Raw genomic sequence first — 23,645 nt, forward strand, 5'->3', positions numbered from 1 at the left:
GATTATCCGCGTAACAAAGGCATGCTAGTACTTGCGACCTATCAGCATAGTGTCAATCCAAAGCTGAATGTCTTTGATTTCTGTTGATGTTATGCGTATTGATGGGGTATTAAAAGATTGTTTGTTTTTTAAATTTAAAATAATAATTGCATTGGAGTAAAATGGAACATTTGAAAATAGAAAATTTTTTGACTGTAAAGAATGCTGAAATAGAGATTAAAAGCATAAACATATTGATAGGGCCGCAGGCAAGTGGTAAGAGCGTAATAGCAAAACTTGTTTATTTCTTTAAGACTTTTATTGCTGAGTCAATTATTGATGCCGCGAGAGAGAATTTAGCAAGAGATAAGATTTGCAAAAATGCAATTTCTGATTTTTGTGAGATATTTCCTAAATATAGCTGGGATGGTCAACATTTCCTTATTGAGTATAAATTAAATGATGTCTTAATATCAATTAAGAATTTTGACAAAAATGAAAGTGGAAATTTAAAAATATATTTCGAATATTCGAAAATAATTGATCAGGTAAAAAAGAAGATTGTTGTGGCGGCAAGAAGGAATGAAAGTGAGTTGGAGATTGGTTCTGATATGGCCACCTCTAAGATATTTAAAAATCCAGAAATGGAGTTTTTGAGTTTGGCCAAAGAACAAATTTTAAGGAATTTAGAAATTGGTTTTCTTGAACATTCAACTTTCATACCGGCAGGCCGTTCGTTTTTTTCTAATTTGCAGAAAAATGTTTTTTCATTTTTGGCGGGAAATATTCCAATTGATCCATTCCTTAAAGAGTTTGGTTCAGCATATGAGAGATCTAAAAGTTTATTGCGTCATAGGCCGGATTTTTTGAGAGGAAGAGATATTTCTCTTGTTGAAATAGATAATCTAATTGAATCTATCTTGAAAGGGCGTTATAAGTATGCGGATGGGCAAGATTGGATTGAATCGGAACGATGCAAACTCAATGCGGCAAATTCTTCATCGGGGCAACAAGAAGCTTTGCCAATGCTTGTTGTATTGTCTCTACTCCCGTTTTTCTATGGAGAAGATAAGAAAAATATATTTTTCATAGAGGAACCTGAGGCGCATTTATTTCCAGAAGCTCAACAAAAAATAGTTAAAATTATAACGTCGATATATAACCTGACTGATAGAAATAACAGATTTTTCATAACAACTCATAGCCCATATGTGTTAAGTGTATTTAACTCTTCAATCTTGGCTAGTGAAGTAATAAAAAATCCAATAAATTCCAAGGCATGGAAATATGCGTCGTCGCAATGGAAGAACTCCTCGATTAATTTTGACGAGGTAACGGCGTACTCTGTTGAGAATGGCGTAGTTAAGTGTATATTGGATAAGGAATTGCGCCTTATAGATGCAAACGCTATTGATGGAGCATCTGATGATATAAATTCTGATTTTGATAATCTTTTAAACTTAAAATATGCAAATTCCTGATCGCTGTATAAATGATTCTAAAGATAAAATTGTGGTGTGCGGTGAAAATGGTAGAGCTTTTCGACTGAATAATAAAGGGCAATTATCTGTTTCGAAAATATTGGTCGATGATTGCCTTATTACAGGAGGCGAAATACGCTGTGATTACTTATTGGAAGTGGCGCCTCATCAAGTGGGGAAAGGCGTAGCCATATATGTTGAATTGAAAGGTATTGATATAAAGCATGCTGTGAATCAATTGGAGAATACCCTAAATAAGCTAAAGGTTAGGCATGCCGATTATACAAAGAAATGTTTTGTTGTTTCTTCTCGAGTACCAAGATCGAGTATTAATATTCAAATGGTAAAAGTGAAATTTATGCAAAAATGGAAATCATCTTTTGATGTTAAAAATATTATGGCGCAGGTTGAATTATAATGTTTCCATGGCATTGAGTGAGAGAGGTACTTGGCTATTTTTTGTGATTGTTTAGATGAATTATATTGATAAATTCCATATGTTAATGAAACTATTTTTAGGATTATTCATTAACTTCTGGTATTGTAAGTGGAAGTGACCTAAGTGTGATGTGTTGTGATTCGCACATCCTCTTGGTTGGCTGGGGGAATATATAATTTTATGTTATGGAATTTGGCATGAAATTAGCACGTTAGATTTGATTATCTCTATTTTTCGTATGATCGTTGAATTTAGTTTGGCTGTGTCGTATTCGTTGAAGCCATACTGAGTGGCTTAGTTATTTGTACTTTAGGAATAGTATTGATGGGAATTTTCAGTATCGGCGACACCAATTTTGAAGTGGATGTAGCGAAATCAAGCATTAGTCTGGAAGCTCATGGCAGTGGCATGCTGGAGCTCAATATCGATATCCACGGCGACGATGATGTGTTTATGCGCTTGACCGAGCCGGAGGATGCGGAATGGTCGTGGGCGCTGTATCCGCCGGCCTTTTTCCTGCACGGCTTGCGCATACCGGAAGGGCAGGAAGGGGCGCTGGCGATCGGGATGCTGGATACGCATCCCGAAGCGGAGGAATCGGGTATCTATATGATGGAATATGGCGACGTGTCGGCCGTCAATATTATCGAATTGTCCGCACGGCGCCTGCTCGTGTCTGGCATGGTGGACTTGTTCGGCAAGCGCCTGCCATTTCATATTGATATGCCGCGCAGCTAGTGCCGGGGCTGGTTCCCTCGTGATTGAATGCACCCCATTGTGGCGCATTCCCTCGCGGAGCCGGCCCCCGCTCCTGCCTGATTACTCCAGCCCCAACGCCTTCGCCACATCCCCCCACGCCACATACTTGAAGTTCTGCGGCCCATCGGGCAAGCGCTTGTAGCCGTCCTGGATCACCAGCATGCCTTGCGAATACGCGCCGCCCAAGTTGGCGGAGGTGACGTCGAGGCCATCCGTTTCCGAGGTGCCGTCGATGCCGGCTGGTAAGTTGAAGCCCACTTTGAAGCGGCCGCGCACTTTATAAGGGGCTTGTGCGTCGAGCACCACGTAGCTGTTGTCGCCCTGGCTGGAGACGATCAGGTAGCCGGTGTTGGGCGCGCCTCCCGGCTTGCGGTAGATGGCCATGCCTTCCACGTCCGCCGCCAGGTTCGCGCCCACCGGCAAGACCATGCTGAGGGCGTCCGGCTTGGCGGCGTTGGCCGAGGTGGTCCAGATGCCGCGCGTTTCCTCGCCCAGGAACAAGCGGGCGTTGGCGTCGTCGGCCACGCAGCCTTCCGGTTGGGTGGCGACCTTGAAGCTGCGCAAGAGGGTGGCGCTGAACTTGTCGCTTTTCAAGCCGATGCTGTATTGCTGGAAAGTGCCGTCCTTGTCATTAATAAACGCCTCCACGCCGCCGCTGGCAGGCTGGTACAAGCACATGCCGTAGATGCTTTTCAGGCCGGTAGGAAAACGGCCTGCTTCCGCCACGTCGCCGCTGGCATTGATGGTGAACAACATCATGCTGTTGTCGTCGCGCTGGGTGGCCACGGCCAGGTCGACCTTGCTACCACCGAACTGGATATGCTGCCGCACGTCGACGTTGTTCAGGCGGCCCACTTCCAGCAGCTGCGTTTGCTTGCCTTGCAAGTCGTAGACCAATAGCCCCTGTTTCTTGTTGGTGCCGAGGATGCGTGCGTCGGCCGGGTTGCTGGACAGCCAGATGGCTGGATCGTCGGCCGCGTCGCCCTGGCGCGCCATCGGCGCCGTTTGCGCTTGCGGCGCGATGATGGCCACCGCAGGCTGCGTTTCCGCCTTGCCATTCCACTGCAAGGTCCGCGCTTGCCAACCGTTCTTGCCGCGTAACATCAACGAATTCCCGTCGAGCGCCAGCTGGCTGTCGCCCTTGCGCACGTTCAAGGCGAGGGCTTGGGCTGGCTGCGCCGTCCATTTACTGCCCTGATGGGTGACCAGGTGCAGCTTGTCCGCCTTGCCGTCGAGTACCGCCACGCCGCCCGGCAGCACGGCCAGCGCGCCGGCGCCGCCGTCCAGCCGGCCATACGGTTTGCGCAGCGCGACCACTTCGCGCTTGCCCATGCCTTCGGAATCGGCCTCATATGCCCAAACGCCCATGCCGGACTCGCTCACCAGCAGACGCTGCGCGCCATCGTCGACTCTGCAATGCTTGGCGTGCGGCGGCAAGGCGAGTTTGCGCACCAGGCTACGCTGCTCGCCCTGCATCACCCACTGTTCCGCTTGCCCATCCTTGCCGATCAAGAACAGATGATCGAGCTGCTGCGCGTCGCGGTACAGGCAGGATGCTTCCACGGAAAACATGGGCACGGGAAACGGCGCCAGCTTGACCAGCTTGCCGGCTTGCACATCGACGGAGACGGGCAGGGGGCGCTGCGTGTCCGCTTCCAGGAACACGGCAATCACGCGATTGCCATCGATGCGCGTGTCAAGCTGCTTGGCGCGCACGGTGATGCGGTCCTGCTCCTGGCCGCTTGCATTGAACAGGCGCAAGCCGTGCTTGTCCAGGGTCAGCCAGCCACCGCCGGGCAGGCGGGCCAGCTCTTCCGCTTCCTGCGTAAAGGAAGGTAAAGCGTTGGCGGGGGCGGCCTGCGCGATGCCGCTGAGGCAGAAAGCAGCCAGCAAAGCGCTGCAGAGTACGGTTTTTTTCATGGTATTTGCAGTCATCATCAGAAGGCGCTGGCTTTCAGGCTCACTTTGAAAGTGCGGCCATATTGTTCGTTCTGCACGTTGTATTGCTTCGTACCCTGGTAGACATAGTATTTCTCGTTGTTCAGGTTGGCCGCTTCAAAGACCACCTGGAACTGCTTGTTGATCTGGTACGACAGCGAGAAATCGAGCTGCTTCTGGCTGTCGACGATATGGTCCTGGCTTTGGTCCAGGATGTCGCCGCCCATTTCCAGCAAGTACGGCGACTTGTAGTTGAGGGCCAGGCGGGCGCTCACAGGCCCTGTTTCATAGCCCAGCATCAAGTTCATCACCTGGTTTGACTGGCCCGGCAGGCGGATGTCGCGGTTCATCTGCTTGTTGCTGGCCTTGTCGTAGCGGCCGATTTGCGCGCTCGAGGTGCTCAAGGTGCCATTCACGCCGACAAGAAACTTGTTGAATGGCGCCGGCAGCATGCGCAGCGGCTGCATATAGGCCAGCTCGATGCCTTTGACCTTGGCCGCGTCGCCATTCGCATACGAGGTGGCCGTCGTGTAGCCCGCCCATGATCCCGTGCCGGCCAGGTTGGTCGTGTAGGTAAAATTCTTGATGTCCTTGTAAAAGCCGTAGGCAGACATCACGCCGTCGTTGCCCAGGACTCTTTCGATACCCAGATCGAGGTTGTTGGCTTTCAAGGGTTTCAAGTCCGGGTTGCCGATCACGGCTTCCGTGTTGCTGGTCAGGCTGATGCCCGGCGCCAGCTGGCTGAAGTTGGCGCGCACCACGGCTTGCGTCCAGGCGGCCCGCACGCTGGTCTTTTGATCGACGTCATAACGGGTTTGCAGGTTCGGCAGCCAGTTGGTGTACGAGCGTTCGCGCATCAAGGGCGTGGCCAACCCTGCGCTGTCCACCTGCGAGCCGGTCGCTTCAAAGCTGGTGCGTTCGGCACGCACGCCGCCCAGGATGTGCCAGGCGTCGAAGTCGTAGCTGTTTTGCACATACATGGCGTTGATGTCTTCATGCATGCGGTAATCGTTGATGATGGACTCGGTGGCCAGGCGCGCCTTGTCGCGGTCCAGGCCTGCCACGCGGGCGCGGATCAGGGCGGGGTCCAGCGCCACGCCAATGTTGCCCAGATCGTAGTCGAGCTTGTGGCCCTGCACGAAGTTGCTCATCGAGGTGGCGCCAAGCCCCCAGTAATTGCCGCTCGACGCCTTGCTGCTGTTATACGCCCATTGATCCGTGTCATTGCTTTTTTCGCGGCGGCTGACTTTCGCGCCGAATTTCAGGGTGGCGATGTCGAACTTGCGCGCCAGGTCGATGCGCGCGTGGTGTTCATTGTCCTTCGAGTAGCGCTTTTGCAGGGTGATGGCGTTGAGCGCATAGTTGGCCGGAGCGTACAGCGAGGCGGGGCCGCTCAATTTCGGCTCCTGCGTATCCGTGAAGCTGATGCCGGCGAAATTGCTGGTGCCACGGAAACGGCCGTCGTTCAGCGATTCCGGCGTGTTTTCCGTGGCGCGGCTCATGCCGCCTTTCACGTCCAGGGTCCAGTCGCCCGATTTCTGCTGCGTGCCCAGCACCAGCGAGCGCACTTGCTGCTTGTACTTGCGCTGGCGGATGCGGCGCTCGGCGCGCGCGCTGGCCGTGTCGCCTTCTGCCAGGCTGCCGCCCGCGATATTGCTGATGGTCAGGCGGTCGCGCACTTCATCGTCGGAAAATTCGCTGACAAACGAGCGCAAAAACCAGCTGTTGCCCGCTTCGGGGCGGTAATCGAGGTTGACGGCCAGCGCGCCGCGTTTGCGCACAGGAAGGTAGTCGCGCAATTCCAGGCTAGATAATTTACCCTTGCTCCAGGCGCCGCCCGTTTCCACGTCATCGGAGCCGAAAGAGCGCTTTTCCGCGCTCAGGCCGGCGGCCACGCCCAGCTTGCCGTCGAGGAAGCGCTGGGCCCACAGGGCGCCGCCGCTGGGGCTGGTCTTGCCCGTCTTTTCGTCGTAGCTGGCGCCCACGTTGGCCGACAGCAGCTTGCCCGGCAAGTCGAAGGCGGACAGCGATTTGACTTCGACGGTGGCGCCCAGCGAGTTGGCGTCCATTTCCGGCAGCAAGGTCTTCGACACTTCCAGCGTGCGGATCAGGCCGGCAGGCAGGATGTCGAGCGCCACGGCGCGGCGGCCCGCTTCCGGCGATGGCACCAGCGCGCCGTTGATGGTGACGGCGTTCAAGTCCGGGCCCAGGCCGCGCACCGTGATGTAGCGGCCTTCGCCCTGGTCGCGCTGCACCGATACGCCCGGCAAGCGGGCCAGTGCTTCGGCTGCGTTTTTATCGGGCAAGCCGCCGATATCGTCGCTGCTGATGACGCTGATGATGTTGTCGGCCTTCTCTTGCGCGGCGATGGCGTTGCGCAGGCTGGCGCGCTGGCCGCTGACGACCACGGTGGCGGCCTGCTGGCCGTCCGCATCTTGCGCTTGCGCGTGGCTTTGGCCGCCGAAGATGGCCATGATGGCCAGGGCCGGGGCAGTCAGGCGCAGCGCGGAGGGGAAGGACGTATGCATGGTTTTCATGAAGAGCTCGGTTAGGGGTAGGGAACCGGGCGGATTCTAGGCAGCAAATATGACGGTTGCGTGACAGGCAAGGGCTTGCCACCCTGAAAACAACGGCAGGGGAACGCATTCCGGGCGGAAATGGGCCGGGGTGAGCTGAAATGACCTGCCAGCGCAGGGCGCATGGGGCGCGGCAGGCCGTATTTGCAGGATTGTAACTACTAATGCTGATCCGTTTGCACCTGCCGCAGGGGCGTGGAACATGTCATCGTGCCGTCACGGGCGGGCGCTATCGTGGCAACAGGATCACTTTTAAAGGTTCCCCACATGCTGCCGTTGCACCGTAACAGTCTGATTGCCGCCGGGCTGGCCTTGCCCCTGTTCTTGTTCCTGTACGCCACACTGGGGCACCTTAAACCGTTTGCCATCTGGAAGTGGATGGATATCGTCTGTGAAGGCGGCACGGCCGTCATGGCCGGCATCTGGTTTTTGTTTACCCTCAGCAGCCGTCCACGGGGACGGGTGACGAGTTTGATCGCCGGCGGCCTGTGCGCCATCATGCTGGGCTCCTGGGCCGATTGCCTGGACGAATTCTTTGCCGTCGACAAGAGTGCCGTGTGGGACAACTGGCTGGAAGGCCTGATTCCGTTTGGCATGCTGCTGCTGACGATCGGCATGTATTACTGGCGCCAGGAACAGTTCCGCCTGAACGAGCACCTGCAAAAGCGCGAACGCCTGTTCCGCGACCACCGCGCCTTCGACCGCATCACGCAACTGGCCGACGCCAGCTACCTGCGCACGCAAATGCGCCTGGAGCAGGAGCGCCGGCCCGGCCTCGATTGCGCGCTGGTCTTGCTCGATATCGACAGCTTTCATTTGATCAACCGCGAGTACGGCCACCGCGAAGGCGACCGCGTGCTGCAAGCCGTGGGCCACATGTTGCTGCTGAACTTGCGCAATGACGATTTGCTGTGCCGCTATGCGGGCGACCGCTTCGCCGTGCTGATGCCGGGCGTGTCGCGCGAGGATGCGGCCGTGAAGGCGCGCCACTTGTGCGCCATGGTGGGGCAGATGCGCCACCACGCCAACGACAACCGCGAAATCCGCCTGAGCTTGCGGCACGCGTGCTCGCTCACCGATGGCGTGCCGGAAGTGGTGCTTGCCGAGCTGAGCCGGGCCGTGGAAACGCCAGGCCGGAGCGCCAGTCCCAGTTCCAGTCCCAGGGCCGGCACCGCCGCGCCTGCCTGATGCTGCTGAACCAGCAAGGCGACCCCAGCATCGCGGCCCATCACCAGCCGGCGCTGGTGCTTGATTACGCGCGCAGCCGCGAACTGGCTGTGGCGCCGCTGCTCAAGGGCACGGGCCTCGATGGCGGCGCGCTGCCGTCCGCCGAAAGCCAGGTCAGCGCCGCGCAATACCTGCAATTGCTGGCCAACGTGGCGCGCGGCCTGGACAGTGCCGACACCAGCTTCATGCTGGGCCAGCAAATGCTGCCCGGCCACTACGGCGCCGCCAGCCACGCCTTGCTGCAGGCGCAGAATCTGCGCCAGGCCTTGAGCATCCTGTGCGATTTTCATACCTTGCTGTGTCCGCTTCTGCAGCCGCGTTTGCGCGAAGCGGGCGACATGCACGTGCTGTACTGGGTCGTTGCGTTCGGCGCGCCCAGCCAGCTGCCTTTTCTGGTGGAAATGCACATGACGGCGCTGGCGGCCATGTGCCGCTGGCTGGCCGGCGAAGCGCTGCCGTGGCGCTTCTGCTTCAACCGCGCGCGGCCCCGCCACGTGGAGCAGCATGAAGTGCACCTGGGCCAGGCGCTGCGTTTCGATTGCCAGGTCGACGCGATGCTCATCGATTCCAGCTGGCTCGACAAGCCCTGGCCGCGCGGCAATGCCACGGCGGCGGCGCTGGCCTTGCGCGCAGCCGCCCTGGCGCCCGTGCCGGCAGCGAGCCTGCTCGGTGCGCTGTACGACTATCTGCTGGCGAACATTCGCTGCGCGCCCACGCTGGAGCGTACTGCGCAGGAGTTTGGCGTCAGTCCCGCCACCTTGAAACGCCACCTGGCGCGCCATGGCACGCATTTCCAGGCCGAGCTGGACCAGGTGCGCGCGCACAAGGCGATTTATCTGTTCCAGGCGCATGGCTACGACAACGATGCCGTGGCCGCCTACCTCGGCTTTCATGATGCCACCAACTTCCGCCGCTCATTCAAGCGCTGGACGGGGCAAACGCCACAGTTGCTGCGTCACGCGCTGGCCTTGTTTGTTGCTGGTTAAAGACGTTCTGCACGCAACGTTGCGCTCCAGCGCGATGGACAGTCGTTCCAGAGGGAACAATTGCCCGTTCTGCCACATCCATAGTACACTCGATCAGAGAGCGAACAGACGCGCTTTGAGGCGCTCCGGCACGGCGGCAAACGACCGGTGTGCCGTGCCTTAACCCAGCCTGGAAACTGGCGTGCCCAGCATGGTGCGCCGGCAACCGGGTAACTTGATAATGCTCAATCGTGTATTCACAATCGCAGATCGATCCAGTCGTCAGTTTCCGCAACACCCAGGGGGAGGCGGTGCGTGGCACGATTTTCAACTTGCAGCGCAATTCGCTGGTCATGGAAATCTATAATCCATACTCGATTGTGCAGGTCAGCGAGGTGCTCAATGACGTGACGGTGCGCATGGGAGCGAAAAACGCCTACGTCGGCAAGGCCGTCGTCATCAGCAGCGTCAACACGGGCCTGACCGCCATCGTTTCCGTGACCCTGATCGACGAGTGGCGCGAGCTGAGCGACGTGGTCGTGGTCAAGGGCGCCGTGGCGAAAGAGTCCAGCGCCTTTGTCGCCGGCTGGGGCGAGCGCTTCCGCATCCGCCGCGACTACCAGATCGTCGTCAACGAAATGCGCGCCTTCCTGTCGGAAGTGGCGCGCTGGGTCGAGCAGGTCGACTTGTCGGACTCGCTGCCGAAGGAAAACGGCCGCCTGCGTCCCGATATCTTCGATGAACTGGCCTTGCCGCTGATGGAGCAGACCCAGCTGTACCTGCGCCAGCTCGAGGTAGAAGCATCGCTCGTCGAGGAAGAGCGGGCGCCGGCCCATCGGGCCTTCGCCCAGGCGGCGCTGCACCCATTGATCCTGCGCGCACCCTTCGTTTTCCGCACGTTTACCAAGCCGCTCGGCTATGCGGGCGACTACCAGATGGTCAACCAGCTGCTGGACGATCCGCGCCAGGGCCCGAGCACGTATTTTCAGATCGTCAATGCGGCCTTCTTGCAGGCGGCCGTGGCGACGGCGCACCGCAACCGCATCGATATCCTGACGGAATTTTTGGCGCAGAAGGCGGCCGCGGCGCGCACTGCCGGGCGCGTCTACAAGGTGCTCAACGTGGGCTGCGGCCCGGCCATCGAGGTGCAGCGTTTCCTGGAAACGTGCCCGGATGCGCAATGGCTGGCCTTCGAACTGGTCGACTTCAGCAGCGAGACGCTGGACTGGACGCGCGCGCGCCTGACCACCATCATGCAGCGCACGGGGCGCGTGGTGGAGATCGATTATGTGCACGACTCCGTGCATAACCTGCTCAAGCGCCGCCATGGCGCTGGTATCACGGGCTTGCCCGGCAGTTACGACGCCGTGTATTGCGCCGGTCTGTTCGACTACCTGTCCGACAAGGTGTGCGCGCGCCTGCTGATGCACTTCGCTTCACGCGTGGGACCGGGCGGCCGCCTGCTCGTCACGAATGTGCACGCGAACAATCCGGGCAAGTTCGGCATGGAGCATTTGCTGGAATGGCATTTGATCTATCGCAATGAAGCGGGTCTGTCGGCCTTGCTGCCCGAACAGGCAAAGGATCCGCTGATCTATGTCGACGCGACGGGCGTGAATGTGTTTGCGGAAGTGAGCATACCTTGATGATGGATACTCCAGGCCTGCACGCCGGCTACGCGGCCGTGCTGCGCGATTTCCGCCTGGAATTCAGCCGCGGCGGGGCCTACACGGGCATCGTGCTGATCCTGCTGGGCATGGGCCTCGATTCGGCCCTGTATCCGGATAAACAGTCGGCGTTTACCAGTGCGCGCATCCTCGTGTCGGCGCTGATCTTTTGCGTCGTCCTGGCCATGCGCACGCGCTGGGCGCAAGACCGCATCCAGGGGCTGACGTTTGTGTGGCTGATCCTGCCGCAAATCATGATCGCCTGGATGATCGCCGTCACGGAAGGCGCCACCTCGATCTATTATGTGGGCATGACCCTGGCCATTTATTCATCGGGCATCGTGCTGGCCTTCGGCCTGTGGCAGAACATGGTCTTCGGCGCCGTTTCCTGCCTGCTGTACGTGGCCGCCTGCGCCTGGCATGCGGGCGGCTTCGACTTGCCGGGCACGTTTGTCGTCAACTGTTTGTTCCTCATCATGTCGGCCAGCATCAGCGCCGTATTTACCTATTTCAACGAGCGCGCCCGTTTCATGTTGTTCCAGCTGAAGGCGGAAGTGGCGCAAAAGAATACGCAGCTGGAAGAAACCAACAAAAGCCTGGCCGATATCAAGGGGCAGATGCTGCAGCAGGAGAAAATGGCCGCTCTCGGCACCCTGGCCGCCGGCATGTTGCATGAGGTGAACAACCCCGTGAATTTCTGCATGATGGCCATCGAGGTGGCCATCGAAGACCCGGCCGCCAGGCAAAGCGCGCTGGTCAGCGAATGCCTGGCCGACGCCAAGCAGGGCATGCTGCGCGTGCAGCACATCGTGTCCGACTTGAAGACTTTTGCCTACCGCAAGAGCGGCAACCAGCTGGAAACGGGACATTTCCAGTTCCGCAGCGCACTCGACGCGGCCATCCGGCTGGTAGGGCATGAAACAAAAAATGTCAGCATCAGCCACGACTTGCCGGTCGACACCCTGGTGCGCGGCGACGAGGCGGCTATCGTGGGCGTGCTGATCAACTTGCTGGGCAATGCCGTGCTGTCCATGCGCAAGGGCAATGCCCCGCCGTTCGAGATACGCATCACGGCCCACTGGAATGACGAGCGCCTGCGCATCAGCGTGCGCGACAATGGCCCCGGCATTGCGCCGGAAAACCTGGCGCGCGTGTTCGAGCCGTTCTTTACCACGCGTGAAGTGGGGCAGGGCCTTGGCCTGGGCCTGAGCATCAGCTATGGCGTGATCGAGCGCCACGGCGGTACCCTCAGCGCCGAAAGCGAACTGGGTGAATGGGCCAGCATGAATTTCGACCTGCAGCGCTCCGATTGGGAGGGCCGCTAGCATGGAAAACGATAGCCGCGCCAGCGTGCTGTACGTGGACGATGAAACGCTCGCCTGCAAGTATTTCGAGCGTGCCGTCGGGCCCCGCTACCGCGTGCTGACGGCCCTGAGCGTCGATGCGGCGCTCGCCTTGTTGCAAGACGAAGCCGGTCAGATTGACGTGCTCGTCACCGATTACCGCATGCCGGATCGCCTGGGCAGCGAGCTGCTGCAGGAAGTGGCGCAGCGCTATCCGCACATCGTCTGCATGCTCGTCACCGCCTATGCGGACAAGGACGTGCTGCTTGAGCTGATCAACGGCGGCGCGCTGTTCCGTTTGCTGGAAAAGCCGCTCGACCTGGCCGCCATGCAAACGGCGCTGCAGCTGGCCGTGCAGACAGGACGCGAGCGCGCCGCGCGCCGCCAGGGCCTGGTGGCGATGGAGGAATCGCTGGCCTTCCTCGCGCATGAATTGAACACGCCGCTGGCGGCCATCGCCAATTTTGCGCGCGGCATTGCGCGGCGCGCGCAGGCGGACGCCGCACCGCAGGCCGAGATCGGCGAAGCGGCCACCTTGATGCACGACAATGCGCGCTATTGTTTGTCGGTGCTGGCCAGCTTTATCGACACGGTGCGCCTGGCCAGCGCCGGGCCGGGCATGCAGGGCGGACGCCGCGCCGGCAGCGCGCGCCAGTTGCTGGATGCCTTGCTCGACAGCTATCCCTTGAGCACGGCCCAGCGCGCCGCCATCACGGTCGACGTGGGCGACGATTTCTCCATTGCCGAGTCACCCAATTGCGTCGCACTGATTTTATCGTCCGTGCTGGCGAATGCCTTGCGTTCGGCCGGGGAGCAAGCCCATCCGGCGATCGGCATCCGCATCGATGCAGGCAGCATCACGCTGCGCGACAATGGCGCCGGCATCGCCCCCGAGATTGTCGAACAGCTGTTGATCGACCCCGTCAGTGCAGGCGGCGGCGAAGGCAAGGGCTGGGGCATGGTGTTTTGCCACCGCATGATGCAGTCGTTCGGCGGCAACCTCGATATCGTCACCGAGTTTGGCACTTCCACCACGGTAACTCTGAATTTTCCAGTACATATAAGGAACGAGCATGATTGACGCCAATCTGCGTTTGCCGGCTCAGCGTGAGCCGGCGCAAGGCTTGCCGACGATACTCTATGTCGATGATGAGGCCAACGCCCTCAAATACTTCCAGCGCGCCATTGCGCCGCTGGCCGACGTGCTGACGGCCACGTCGGTCGAGGAAGGCAAGCGCATCCTCGACGAGCAGGCCGGCCGCATCGCCGTGCTGGTATCGGACCAGCGCATGCCCGGCGCCTACGGCAACGAGTTGCTGTCGTATTGCTGGGACCGCTATCCGCACATCGTACGCATACTGACCACCGCGTATTCCGAGCTGGAGCATACGGTGGAAGCCGTCAACCAGGGGCAGATCCACCGCTACATCCAGAAGCCGTGGGATATCGCGGCCCTGCGCATGGAGTTGAAACAAGCTCTGGAACTGGCGCGGCTGCGCAACGAGCACGCCCAGTTGCTGCGCGAAAAGCTGATGGTGCGCCAGCGGCAAGCCGTCGCCAACCGTATCGGCACCCTGTACGCCCTGTGCGCCAGCCTGGCCGGCCCGGAACAGCAACTGCCCGTGGAAGCGTATTTGTCGGCGGCCCTGACGGCCGGCGTCACGCCGCCCGAGCCGGACTGGCTGCTGATGGACTATGCCGACCTGGTTAGTTCGGAAGCCTTCCGTGGCACGGCTTTTGCCGCCGCCGTGCGCCAGCAACTCGACACGCTCGAGCGCGAGCATCCGGGCCGTAGCGTGGAGCAGGCGATCGACATGCTGCTGCCCGTGTTTGGCGCTGCGCTGCAAAACCAGGGCGTCACGGCGCTGTTCCTCGACGGCCGGCTGTTGACGGAATTCCTGGAAACGCCGACTTCCACGCCCGTCTCGGCCATCCACTCGTTCTGGCTGGCCAGCTTGCTGTGGCTGGCGCGGCGCGGCTGGTCATTGCAGCTCAGCAAGACGGAACTGGGCTTGCAGGGCAAGGTGGTGCAGGCTGAACCGGCGCTCACGCCAGACCACCTGGCGGCCTGGATCGAGCAGTTCTAACGGAGCACCAAGTGAAACAGGGCCGCGCGGGCCCTGTTTCTGCTTGCTGCGAGCGGGCCTAGCGCTCCGCGGCCGCCTTCAGGTTGTTCAAGCCCTTTTCAAAATCCTTGCCGATCATCCTGTCCATGCTGACAAACACCGTCATGACCTTGCTGACGTAAGGGCTGGGGCCCGTCATGGTCCAGTTCACCTTGGTGCTGTCGCCCTCGGGCGTCATGGCAAACGTGGTGGTGTTATGGCTTTCAAAAGGCTTGAGGAAGTCCAGCTTGATGACGGTGCGCTCGGGCTGGGCAGCTTCCGTGATTTCCATGCGGCCGGCGCCCACCTTGTCATTGCCCGTCCAGGCATACTGGGCGCCCAGGCCATTGGCCGGCCCCGTAAACGTGCGGCGCATGGCCGGATCGAGTTTTTCCCACGGCGACCAGGCGGCCCAGTAATGGAAGTCCGTGATCAGGGCGGCGATCTTCTCGGGCGGGGCCTTGATGGTGATTTCGCGCTGGACACTGAAGGTGTCGGGTTTGGTGGTGGCATAGCCGAGGATGGCGGCGACGACGACAACGATCAGCAGCAGGGTTTTTTTGATCATATGCTCTCCAAGTCTTGAATGGTCGATGCGAACGAATCCAGGCAATCTTAGCAGATATGAATGGCTGTGCGCCGCCTGTCGTCCTTTATTTGCGCCAGCTTTGCGCAGTGCCGCCTGTACGCCCGTTTCCAGACGCGCAGAGGCGCACACGCCAGGTTTGTGCAAGTTGGTGGTGAGGGTCGGCGTCCGCTAGAATGCTGGCCTGCAAAGATTTCAGAGGGAAATATGATTCAAGGAATGATCGCCAGGCTGACCCTGGCGTGCGGCTTGCTGGCTTCCGCCTTTGCCGCGAACCCGGCGCATGCCGATGCTTGCCCGGGGCATTACGTGGATGGCCGCAAGCCGGAAATCACCAACCCCAAGCTGGACGTGGCGACCAAGGAGCTGTGCTACAAGGTGTTTGGCGTGATGCATTCGGGGATCACGCGCACGCCGCTGTGGTCGGCTGAACACTTGACGGCGAACAAGCTGGAAGCGGCGCAGGACTTGTCGCGCGAAAACTCTTTTCATGCCGAGCGCAAGCTGCCCGCCGCCCAGCGCGCGGAACTGGCCGATTATGCGCGCAGCGGCTTCGACCGTGGCCACATGGCGCCCAACGGCGACATGCCGGACCGCCAGAGCCAGCACGACAGCTTTACCCTGGCCAATATGGTGCCGCAAGACTCGCGCAACAACCGCTATGTGTGGGCTGGCATCGAGGGCGCCGTGCGCAAGATGGCGAAGAAGGAAGGCGATTTGTACGTGATCACGGGACCGGCTTTTATTAGCGGCAACCTGCGCAAGGTGGGAAGAGTCATTGTGCCCAGCCATCTGTACAAGGCCGTGTACAGCCCGCGCCAGCGCGCCGGCGCCGCCTATTTCATAGAAAACGTCGACACCAAGGCGTATGAAATGCTGAGCATTGCGCAACTGGAAGACAGGATAGGCATCGATCTGTTACCGTCGCTGACGCGCCAGCAAAAACTGCGCATGCTGAGTTTGCCGAAGATCAATAGCAAGTCCAGGAAATAAGACCGTCAAAAAGGAAATCCCATGTGCGCAAAGAAATTCGTCCCGTATGCCAATGAAAGCGATGTGCTGGACATTGGCAACCTGAGCATCGAAAACCGGATCGACCGCATCAGCATCAGCGGCGACATCGACCTGACCCTGGACAAACCGGGCCTGGCCCTGGCGAAACAGCTGCAAAAACTGCTGGCCGACGTGGTGGCGCAGCTGGAAAAGCAGGAACTGCCCGAGCAGCTGCCGCCGCCCGAAGTGACGTCGGTGGCTAATCCCTTCGAGTGAGTTGACAAGCGCGGGCGCAGTTGATCGTCCCCCGGGCTTACAGTTGGCGCGGCCCCTGCGGCGTATTGATGTGGGCCACCAGGTGGGCGCCGCGTTCCCCTGTCGATGGGTGCACAGCCAGCTGGCGATCAAGGCCCAGCGATAGCAGCAAGCGGGTAATGCGTTCCGGTTCGGGATGAAACAGTTCAAGCTTGATGAGGGACAGCCCATGATCCTGCAGCCTGGCCGCCGGGTGCGCTTCGGCCTGCCACTCGATGAGTGCCGGGGCGACGCCATTCAGGCGCAAGGCGCCATCGTCGGGAATGGTGATCAGCCAATTCAGGGTACCCCGGTTCATGGTTTCGATATGGCCAAGTGACTCCGAACAAGCCGCAACGCTTGCCTGGATATCGGCGGTGCGGGCTATCCAGGTGGCGAGTACCGGCGCCGCATCGGCGGCCAGAGTGTCAAGCGAGAACCAGCGGGGCCTGGACGGTCGCGGCGCCTTGGGGTCGGGCGCGATCACTTCCAGATAGACCGAATCGCCAAGGCGCAGCAGAAGGTTATGCGTCCCCATGCGGGCATGCGCTCCGCCAGCCTGAGGTTCCACACCCAGCGCCAGCCGTACCATCTCCGCCCCCGCTTCCAGCGTTGGCGCCGTGATGGCGATATGGTCAATATGGCAGCGTGGCATTGCAGATCCTTCACCGTTGGGTGGTGGACGTGTTCAAGCCTGCTCATTCTGGGAGGCAACCCCATCCGACATGCTTCGTCAGATGAGGTTGATCCAGCGCAAGCCCTTACTTCGCGAACGCCTGCGCCGCTGGCGTCACGGTGACGGCTGCCGGCTGGATGTTCAGCTTCATCGCGCCGATGACCTTGTCTTCATCGAGCAGGGCCTGCGGCTTGTTGCCGTCGTACTTGATGGGCGAAAACGCGTCGCTGACGAGTTTTTCCTTCAAGCCGGCCGCATCCTTGGCGACGATCACCACGGACAGGTTCTTTGCCGACAAATGCTGTTTGATGGCGCGGTTGACGTCGGCCACCGTCAGTTTCGACAAGCCATCACGCATCAGCTTGGTGAACTCGGGCGTGCCATACCATTGCGAGTCGAGCGCATAACCCAGTTGCTGGTCTTGCGTCGAGGTCATGACGAAGACGTTCTTCATCAGGTAGTCGCGCGTGGTGGCGAAATCGTCCTGCGTCAGGCCGTTGTCGATGAGCTTACCCAATTCCGTCAGGGCCACGCGCAGGGCGAAGTGGGCGTTGTCGGGCGCCACGGGGCGTATCCAGATTTCGAACAGCTGCGCCTTGCGGCCCAGGTTCGGATTCGGGAAAAATTGGACCATGCCGCGCGGGAAGGCTTCGATATACGCGTAATCGCCATAGTTCATGCCGCGGATTTCACGGATGCGCTGGTACAGGTAGGAATTCGAGGCGCGGTGCTCGCCCAGCCAGGTTTTCGCCAGCCACAGGGCGGGGAAGTCCGGATGCGTGCGCGTCACCTCCAAAGGCAGGCCGAAGGAAATCGCCGTGGCGCGCGTGTTTTTCTCGATGATTTCCACCTCCAGGCCCTGCGCCTTGCGGCCTGCGGGTTTCACCGTGGCCGGCAAGCCGGGGCCGGTCGGCAGCGTCGCCAGCGCCTGCGTCAGCGCCGCCGTCATGGCGTCGGACACATCGCCGGAAATGCCCACCTTGACGGCGCCTTGCGCATATGCGCTCTTCCAGAACTGTTTGACATCGTCGAGGGTGATGGCCTCGATGCCTGCCACCGTGCCCAGCACGGGGTGGCCGTAAGGCGTGCCCGCATACACATTAGTTTGCAGGCGTTCCTTGGCGAATTCCTCTTCGTTATTGTCCTTCAGGTCCAGCAGCAGCGCATTCTTTTGCGCATCCTTCAGGCGGCGGAAGTCGTCTTCGCGGAAGCCGGGCGAGAGCAGCAGCGGCAGGGCGATGGCGTTGAACTGCGTCCAGTTATCCTTGTGGATGGAGCCCGTAAAGGTCGTCATTTCCTTGTCCGTCTGCTGGCTGAAGCTGCCGGCCAGCGGGAACAGGGCCTGGTTGACCTCGTCGATCTTGCGCTCGGACGAGCCGCCGGACGCCACCATGGCGGCCGTCAGCGCGGCCAGACCTTCCTTGCCTTTGGGGTCTTGCGCGGAACCGGCCATAAACAGCAGCTTGTAGCGGATTTGCGGCAGCGCGGACTTTTGCACCAGCACGTCGAATTTGGCGTTCGAGGCGGCCGGCAGCAGGCTGGCCAGTTTTGGCGTGGTGGCGATGGCGGCCGCCATTGGCTGGTGCGACAGGGTCGTCACCACCAGGCCGTCGTCCGTCAGGTATTTGCGCGCGGCCGCCTGCAGGTCGGCCGGCGTGAGCGTATCGATGAGGCGGTAGTACTGGTTGATGGTGGCGTACGAGCGGTCGAAATGCACGAAGGAAGCCAGGGTGCCGGCGATCTGCTCCGTGTTGTCGAGCGAGCGGATCAGCCCATACTTTTCGGCCGACTTGGCGTCCGCCAGGTCTTTTTCGCTCACTGGCGTGTCGCGCAACTGCGCCACGGTAGCCAGGATGGCGTCGCGCACATAGACGGCGTCATCGATGTTTTTCACGCGCGCGCCGAGCACGGCCAGCGTCGGGTCGACCCGCTCCGGCGTCATGTCGAACAATTGATCGACCTTTTGCTCGTTTTGCACCAAGCGCTTGTACAGGGGCGAAGTGCGGCCGAACGACAGCGACAGCAACGTTGCCAGCGCGGCCTGGTCCTTGTCCTTCACGGAAAACGCGGGCGCGTGGAAGCCCACGGCCACCCACGGCAGGGTCGGCGTGGGCCAGGCCACGTGCTTGTAGACGGGGCCGCGCGGCTTAGGCTCCACGGGTACGCCCGCCTGCTGCTTGCCGCGCTGCCAGTTGCTCCAGTATTTTTCCACCAGTGCGATGGCTTGCTGCGGTTCCACGTCGCCGGCGATGATGATGGTGGTGCGCTCGGGACGGTACCAGCGGTCGAAGAAGATCTTCGAATATGCATACTGGTTTGGCATGTCTTCGATGTCCTGGATGAAACCCATCGTCGTGTGCTTGTAGGTATGCGTCGTGTAGGCGCTGTCGCGCATCACTTCGAACAGTTTCGAGACGGGATTGGCGCTGTTCTTGTTGTATTCGCCCAGCACGGCCCGCGATTCCGTCTTGAACGCGTCTTCCGCGTAGTCGAGGTGCTGGAAGCGGTCCGCCTCCACCTTCAGCACGGTTTCCAGGTCTTGCTTGGCAAACGTGGTGTGGTAATTGGTCAGGTCGTCGCTGGTATACGCATTCTGGCGCGCGCCGGCGCGGGTGATGACTTCCTGGTATTTCTCGGGCGGATACGCCTTGGTGCCGCGGAACATCATGTGTTCGAAGAAGTGGGCGAAGCCGGACTTGCCCGGCTCGACTTCATTGCGCGAGCCCGTCTGCACGGGAATCTGCAAGGAAACGAGGTTGGGGAAGCCGGTCGGCACGATGATGATTTTCAAGCCATTGGGCAGGGTCTTTTCCGTGGCCTTGAACGGCAGCAAATCGGCCTTGCTGGCGGCGGCACTGTGGGCGGCGGCCGGTTTGACGGGCGCGGCGCCCAGGTTCGACGAGGCCATGGCCGACAGGGCCAGGGCGAAAGCGGGTAATAAAGCGGGCATGATTCTTGACACGGGGGCTCCTTCTTTTTTGGATGTTATGAAAGTGCAACGCCGCAGCATAGAATATTCGTGCCGCCCTGCATAGGGGCTAAAAGTCAGGCCGCAGGATGCGCGTGGTGAGATGGGTCAGGAAATCGCGCCGGGTCGGCAGGAACATGCGTATGTATACGATGTCGTGCGCGCGGTCATGGTGGTAGACGACGCGGATCTCTTCGCACAGGCGTTGCCGCACATCCATGCCAACTTCGCGGGCGGCCTCGATGGGGGCGCCGCTGTCGGGAAAGGCTTTCAGGTCAGCGAACAGTTGCCGGAAAGCCAGGAGGAACTGCGCCTGGGCGGCGGCCGTATGGCGCGCCTGGAAGTCGCTGCGCAATTCCCTGAAATCGGTTGCGGCGCTGTTCAGCACGACGATGCGCGCCATCTCAAGCCTGGTCAAGGCTGGCCAGGAAGTCTTCTTCGGACACCACGTCGCCGCGCGCGATGTCCTGGTTGCCCATGGCGATCAGTTTCATGAATGCATGCTGCTCCTGCATCTGCCGCGCTTGCTGCTTGCCTTCCTGATACGCGTGCATGGACAGCACGACCATCTTCGCTTCGCCATTTTGCGTGATGATGATGGGTTCGTCCTGGCCTGCGTCGAAGCCGTTGACGATTTCCGTCGTATTGGCCTTCAGGTAGGAAATCGGCTTGATGCGTTCCTTGAGGTTCATGGCGGCTCCGCAATTGAAAAGTAGGGTAGGACTAAATATACACCAAATTTGGTCGTGCTTCCTTGTTGCCTATGTGAGCGTCGTTTCCGGCAGGCTGATGCGGTTGCGGCCCAGGTGCTTGGCGCGGTACAGGGCGCAGTCGGCCGTGTGGATCAACTGGCCCAGTTCCGTGCCGGGGCCGGGCAGGGCCGTGGCGGCGCCGATGCTGACGGTGACGCAGGCGCAGGCACTGCTAGCATCGGGGCGCTGGCGCGGCAACTGCAGCCGCTCGACGCGCTGGCGGATGCGTTCGGCCACGATGGCCGCGCCCTTGAGCGACTGGTTCGGCAGGATGACGGCAAATTCTTCGCCGCCATAGCGGGCCACCAGGTCGTTCGTGCGCATTTCGCTGGCCACGGCACCGGCCACCTTGCGCAGGCACAGGTCGCCGCCCTGGTGGCCGTGGCTGTCGTTGTACTCCTTGAAATTGTCGACATCGACCATCAGCAGCGACAGGGGCTGGCCCTGGCGCTGGGCGCGCCGCCATTCGGCAAGGATGGTGTCGTCGAAGCAGCGCCGGTTTGCCAGCCCCGTCAGGCCGTCGCGCGTGGCCAGGCGTTCCAGTTCCACCTGCGCGCGCTTTTCCTCCGTCATGTCGCGCAAGGTTTCCACCACGGCGATCAGTTCGCCGTGATTGCCATAGATGGGGCTGGCATCGACGGCCAGGTAGCGCCGCCGTCCCGTGCGCGGCATGTCGCACCAGTTTTCCGCGCACAGATTGCTGCCCGTGCTGCTGCGGTATTGCTGCTGCGCGTGCAGCGCGCGCATGTCGCCGCTGCGCCCGGCCAGCAGCAGGTCGGCCAGGGTGGGGCGCTCGTCGTTGTAGAAGCAGCGGCCCGGCTCGCGCGTGCGCAGCACTTCGGCCGCCGGCACGCCCGTCAATTGCTCGCAGGCGCGGTTCCAGATCATCACCTGGCCATGCACGTCGAGGACAAAGGTGGGCACCACCAGCAATTCCATCATCTTGACGGCGAAACCCTGGGCTTCATCGCAGGGCGGTGTGCTGGCGAGTACATGGCTATCCGGCATGTAAGCATCCTTTTTGGGGTGAATGGGGCTGGCTCGCTGGCCATGATGCAGTGTGGCGGGCCGATGGTGTTGATATTGAGCAATATTTTCAGTGATGCACCATCGCCTCGTCGTGGCAGCCTGGCAGGGGCAGCGACAGGCGCAAGGTGGTGCCGGCGCCGCTATGGCTTTCAATGTGCAGGCTGCCGCCGGCGGCGGCCACGCGCTCATGCATGCCGGACAGGCCGCAACCGAGGCGCGGCGGCGAACCCGACAGTCCGACGCCGTCGTCGCTGATGCGGCATGCCAGGGTGGCGCCCACTTGCTGCAGACATAGCTGGACATGCGTGGCGCGCGCATGGCGGGCGATATTGGCCAGCGCTTCCTGCAGCGCGTGGTATAGCAGTGAACCGTGCGCGCTGCCGGCGGCGGCGTCGAGCCGGTAATCGCAGCGGCAATCGATGCCCGTGCTGCGCTGGAAGTCCGCCAGCAAGCCGTCGCACGCCGTTTGCAGGCCCGCGTCGAGGGCGGGCGGGCGCAAATCATGGATGACGCAGCGCAGCGCCGCGATGCTGAGGTCGACATTGCGCGCCATCATGGCCAGTTGCCGCGCCAGCAAGGGCGCCGCGTCATGCGTGCTGGTCTGCAGCATGGCCAGGTCGATTTTCAGTGTCAGCAGATGCTGGCCCAGGTCGTCGTGGATGTCGCGCCCGATGCGCAGGCGTTCCTGTGTGCGCGCCTTGTGCTGCCCGCTGGCCATGCGCGCCTGCTCGGCGTCCGCGCGCAGCTGTTCCAGCGCCTGCAGGCGCAGCGCCAGACGGCGCTGGCGCCACAGCAGCAAGGCCAGCACACCCAGCAGGACGGCACAAGCCGCTATCAGGTATGCGGGGGTGCCGGCCAACACCATGGGCCAGGCGGCATGGCCGGCGTGCAGGGAAGCGAGTGCGCCGGCAGCCAGGCAGGCCAGAATGCTCAGGCGGTACGGCGGGCGTAGCCAGCGTTGCAGCATGTCCATGCTCCCTAAAAAATATTTTCCATCAGGCAATGTTCTTACAGAAAATATATTAACTGGGGGCTATTTATATTGTCTAAGCGCAAAAGCTGCGCAGTTATGCCTGCGGATATGGCTTTCTTGCGCCCTGGATGGCGCAGCGGCAGGTAGCAGGCACGGCATTTGCACGGAAAATGTCGTGGCGGCATATAATAGAGGGTTGTCAATCGGCTTTTGCGGTGACGGCGCGCTGCGCCAGCCAGCTCTTAGGAAATACAGTGACTTATAGCATCAAAGAGATTTTTTACACCCTGCAGGGCGAAGGTGCGCACGCGGGCCGTCCGGCCGTGTTTTGCCGCTTTTCCGGCTGCAACCTGTGGACGGGCCGCGAAAGCGACCGCGCCACGGCCGTGTGCCAGTTCTGCGACACGGATTTCGTTGGCACGGACGGCGAACTGGGCGGCAAGTTCAAGACACCGCAGGAATTGGCCGCGCTGATCGACAGCCTGTGGCCAGCCAGCTACGCGCCCAGCAAATACGTGGTGTTTACGGGCGGCGAACCGCTGCTGCAACTGGACACGGCCCTGATAGCCGCCATGCATGCGGTGGGTTTTACCATCGCCATCGAAACCAATGGCACCTTGCCCGTGCCGGCCGGCGTGGACTGGATCTGCGTCAGCCCGAAGATGGGCTCCACCCTGGTGGTGCACAAGGGTAACGAAATCAAGGTGGTCATTCCCCAGTTCCAGCAAGACCTGGCCGCCTACGAACAACTGGACTTCGAGAACTTCTTCGTGCAGGCGATGGACGGCCCCCTGGCCGCGCACAACATGCAGCTGGCCATCGAGACGTGCAAAAGCAACCCGAAGTGGAAGCTGAGCCTGCAAACCCATAAACTCCTGCAAATACCTTAATAAAA

General features: G+C 60.1%; 21 protein-coding genes. 12 read left to right on the forward strand and 9 right to left on the reverse strand.

What is annotated here, in order from left to right; all coding sequences use genetic code 11:
• Positions 1 to 161 precede the first annotated feature (161 nt).
• The 3 genes from ACQ4WS_RS05300 to ACQ4WS_RS05310 all read left to right on the forward strand — a co-directional run bounded on the left by ACQ4WS_RS05300 (position 162) and on the right by ACQ4WS_RS05310 (position 2,637).
• The gene (locus ACQ4WS_RS05300) at positions 162 to 1,460 is read left to right on the forward strand and encodes an AAA family ATPase (protein ID WP_436474310.1); all 1,299 of its coding nucleotides are present in this window, start codon (positions 162 to 164) and stop codon (positions 1,458 to 1,460) included.
• The gene (locus ACQ4WS_RS05305; RefSeq protein ID WP_436474312.1) at positions 1,447 to 1,878 is read left to right on the forward strand and encodes a hypothetical protein; all 432 of its coding nucleotides are present in this window, start codon (positions 1,447 to 1,449) and stop codon (positions 1,876 to 1,878) included. The genes ACQ4WS_RS05300 and ACQ4WS_RS05305 overlap by 14 nt, the downstream gene beginning before the upstream one ends.
• A 342-nt stretch (positions 1,879 to 2,220) precedes the next feature.
• Complete coding sequence (locus ACQ4WS_RS05310; protein WP_436474314.1) at positions 2,221 to 2,637, forward strand: hypothetical protein; 417 nt, start codon at positions 2,221 to 2,223, stop codon at positions 2,635 to 2,637.
• Positions 2,638 to 2,718: 81 nt separating this feature from the next.
• Here the strand turns inward: ACQ4WS_RS05310 and ACQ4WS_RS05315 are convergent, their stop codons facing one another.
• Complete coding sequence (locus ACQ4WS_RS05315; protein WP_436474316.1) at positions 2,719 to 4,578, reverse strand: phytase; 1,860 nt, start codon at positions 4,576 to 4,578, stop codon at positions 2,719 to 2,721.
• Between the two features lie 17 nt (positions 4,579 to 4,595).
• Positions 4,596 to 7,133 (reverse strand): TonB-dependent receptor, encoded by a 2,538-nt coding sequence (locus ACQ4WS_RS05320; protein WP_436474318.1) that lies wholly within the window; start codon positions 7,131 to 7,133, stop codon positions 4,596 to 4,598.
• A 306-nt stretch (positions 7,134 to 7,439) separates the two neighbouring features.
• Here ACQ4WS_RS05320 and ACQ4WS_RS05325 point away from each other — a divergent pair, with 306 nt between their 5' ends.
• From ACQ4WS_RS05325 to ACQ4WS_RS05350, 6 genes are all read left to right on the forward strand, one after another.
• Positions 7,440 to 8,360, forward strand: coding sequence for a GGDEF domain-containing protein (locus tag ACQ4WS_RS05325; RefSeq protein WP_436474320.1), 921 nt, complete (start codon positions 7,440 to 7,442; stop codon positions 8,358 to 8,360).
• The gene (locus ACQ4WS_RS05330) at positions 8,360 to 9,385 is read left to right on the forward strand and encodes an AraC family transcriptional regulator (protein WP_436474322.1); all 1,026 of its coding nucleotides are present in this window, start codon (positions 8,360 to 8,362) and stop codon (positions 9,383 to 9,385) included. Before ACQ4WS_RS05325 ends, ACQ4WS_RS05330 begins: the two co-directional genes overlap by 1 nt.
• A 230-nt stretch (positions 9,386 to 9,615) precedes the next feature.
• The gene (locus ACQ4WS_RS05335; protein ID WP_436474324.1) at positions 9,616 to 11,010 is read left to right on the forward strand and encodes a class I SAM-dependent methyltransferase; all 1,395 of its coding nucleotides are present in this window, start codon (positions 9,616 to 9,618) and stop codon (positions 11,008 to 11,010) included.
• A gap of 2 nt (positions 11,011 to 11,012) precedes the next feature.
• On the forward strand, positions 11,013 to 12,356 hold the full coding sequence (locus tag ACQ4WS_RS05340) for a sensor histidine kinase (protein ID WP_436474574.1): 1,344 nt from the start codon (positions 11,013 to 11,015) through the stop codon (positions 12,354 to 12,356).
• Between the two features lies 1 nt (position 12,357).
• Complete coding sequence (locus ACQ4WS_RS05345) at positions 12,358 to 13,455, forward strand: hybrid sensor histidine kinase/response regulator (RefSeq protein ID WP_436474326.1); 1,098 nt, start codon at positions 12,358 to 12,360, stop codon at positions 13,453 to 13,455.
• Positions 13,448 to 14,461 (forward strand): response regulator, encoded by a 1,014-nt coding sequence (locus ACQ4WS_RS05350; protein WP_436474328.1) that lies wholly within the window; start codon positions 13,448 to 13,450, stop codon positions 14,459 to 14,461. The genes ACQ4WS_RS05345 and ACQ4WS_RS05350 overlap by 8 nt, the downstream gene beginning before the upstream one ends.
• Before the next feature lie 58 nt (positions 14,462 to 14,519).
• Here the strand turns inward: ACQ4WS_RS05350 and ACQ4WS_RS05355 are convergent, their stop codons facing one another.
• The gene (locus ACQ4WS_RS05355) at positions 14,520 to 15,047 is read right to left on the reverse strand and encodes an SRPBCC family protein (RefSeq protein ID WP_436474330.1); all 528 of its coding nucleotides are present in this window, start codon (positions 15,045 to 15,047) and stop codon (positions 14,520 to 14,522) included.
• A 225-nt stretch (positions 15,048 to 15,272) separates the two neighbouring features.
• Here ACQ4WS_RS05355 and ACQ4WS_RS05360 point away from each other — a divergent pair, with 225 nt between their 5' ends.
• Positions 15,273 to 16,058, forward strand: a complete 786-nt coding sequence (locus ACQ4WS_RS05360) for a DNA/RNA non-specific endonuclease (protein WP_436474332.1) — start codon at positions 15,273 to 15,275, stop codon at positions 16,056 to 16,058.
• 21 nt (positions 16,059 to 16,079) lie between these two features.
• Positions 16,080 to 16,334 carry a hypothetical protein gene (locus ACQ4WS_RS05365; protein ID WP_436474334.1) on the forward strand — a complete coding sequence of 85 codons (255 nt, stop codon included), beginning with the start codon at positions 16,080 to 16,082 and terminating at the stop codon, positions 16,332 to 16,334.
• A 37-nt stretch (positions 16,335 to 16,371) separates the two neighbouring features.
• Here the strand turns inward: ACQ4WS_RS05365 and ACQ4WS_RS05370 are convergent, their stop codons facing one another.
• From ACQ4WS_RS05370 to ACQ4WS_RS05395, 6 genes are all read right to left on the reverse strand, one after another.
• Entirely contained in the window at positions 16,372 to 17,007 is a 636-nt protein-coding gene (locus ACQ4WS_RS05370) for a VOC family protein (RefSeq protein WP_436474335.1), read from the reverse strand.
• 106 nt (positions 17,008 to 17,113) lie between these two features.
• Positions 17,114 to 19,990 carry a M16 family metallopeptidase gene (locus ACQ4WS_RS05375; RefSeq protein ID WP_436474337.1) on the reverse strand — a complete coding sequence of 959 codons (2,877 nt, stop codon included), beginning with the start codon at positions 19,988 to 19,990 and terminating at the stop codon, positions 17,114 to 17,116.
• Between the two features lie 76 nt (positions 19,991 to 20,066).
• The gene (locus ACQ4WS_RS05380; RefSeq protein WP_436474339.1) at positions 20,067 to 20,414 is read right to left on the reverse strand and encodes a type II toxin-antitoxin system RelE/ParE family toxin; all 348 of its coding nucleotides are present in this window, start codon (positions 20,412 to 20,414) and stop codon (positions 20,067 to 20,069) included.
• Complete coding sequence (locus ACQ4WS_RS05385; RefSeq protein WP_436474341.1) at positions 20,401 to 20,688, reverse strand: type II toxin-antitoxin system Phd/YefM family antitoxin; 288 nt, start codon at positions 20,686 to 20,688, stop codon at positions 20,401 to 20,403. Before ACQ4WS_RS05385 ends, ACQ4WS_RS05380 begins: the two co-directional genes overlap by 14 nt.
• A gap of 69 nt (positions 20,689 to 20,757) precedes the next feature.
• Entirely contained in the window at positions 20,758 to 21,756 is a 999-nt protein-coding gene (locus ACQ4WS_RS05390) for a sensor domain-containing diguanylate cyclase (RefSeq protein WP_436474343.1), read from the reverse strand.
• 88 nt (positions 21,757 to 21,844) lie between these two features.
• A complete protein-coding gene (locus ACQ4WS_RS05395) occupies positions 21,845 to 22,744 on the reverse strand; it encodes a sensor histidine kinase (RefSeq protein ID WP_436474345.1) in 900 nt (299 codons plus the stop codon).
• A 260-nt stretch (positions 22,745 to 23,004) separates the two neighbouring features.
• Between ACQ4WS_RS05395 and queE the strand changes: the two genes are divergently transcribed.
• Positions 23,005 to 23,640, forward strand: a complete 636-nt coding sequence (gene queE, locus ACQ4WS_RS05400) for a 7-carboxy-7-deazaguanine synthase (protein WP_436474346.1) — start codon at positions 23,005 to 23,007, stop codon at positions 23,638 to 23,640.
• Positions 23,641 to 23,645 lie beyond the last annotated feature (5 nt).

It is taken from the genome of Janthinobacterium leeuwenhoeki (assembly GCF_051380795.1).
Lineage (GTDB): Bacteria > Pseudomonadota > Gammaproteobacteria > Burkholderiales > Burkholderiaceae_D > Janthinobacterium.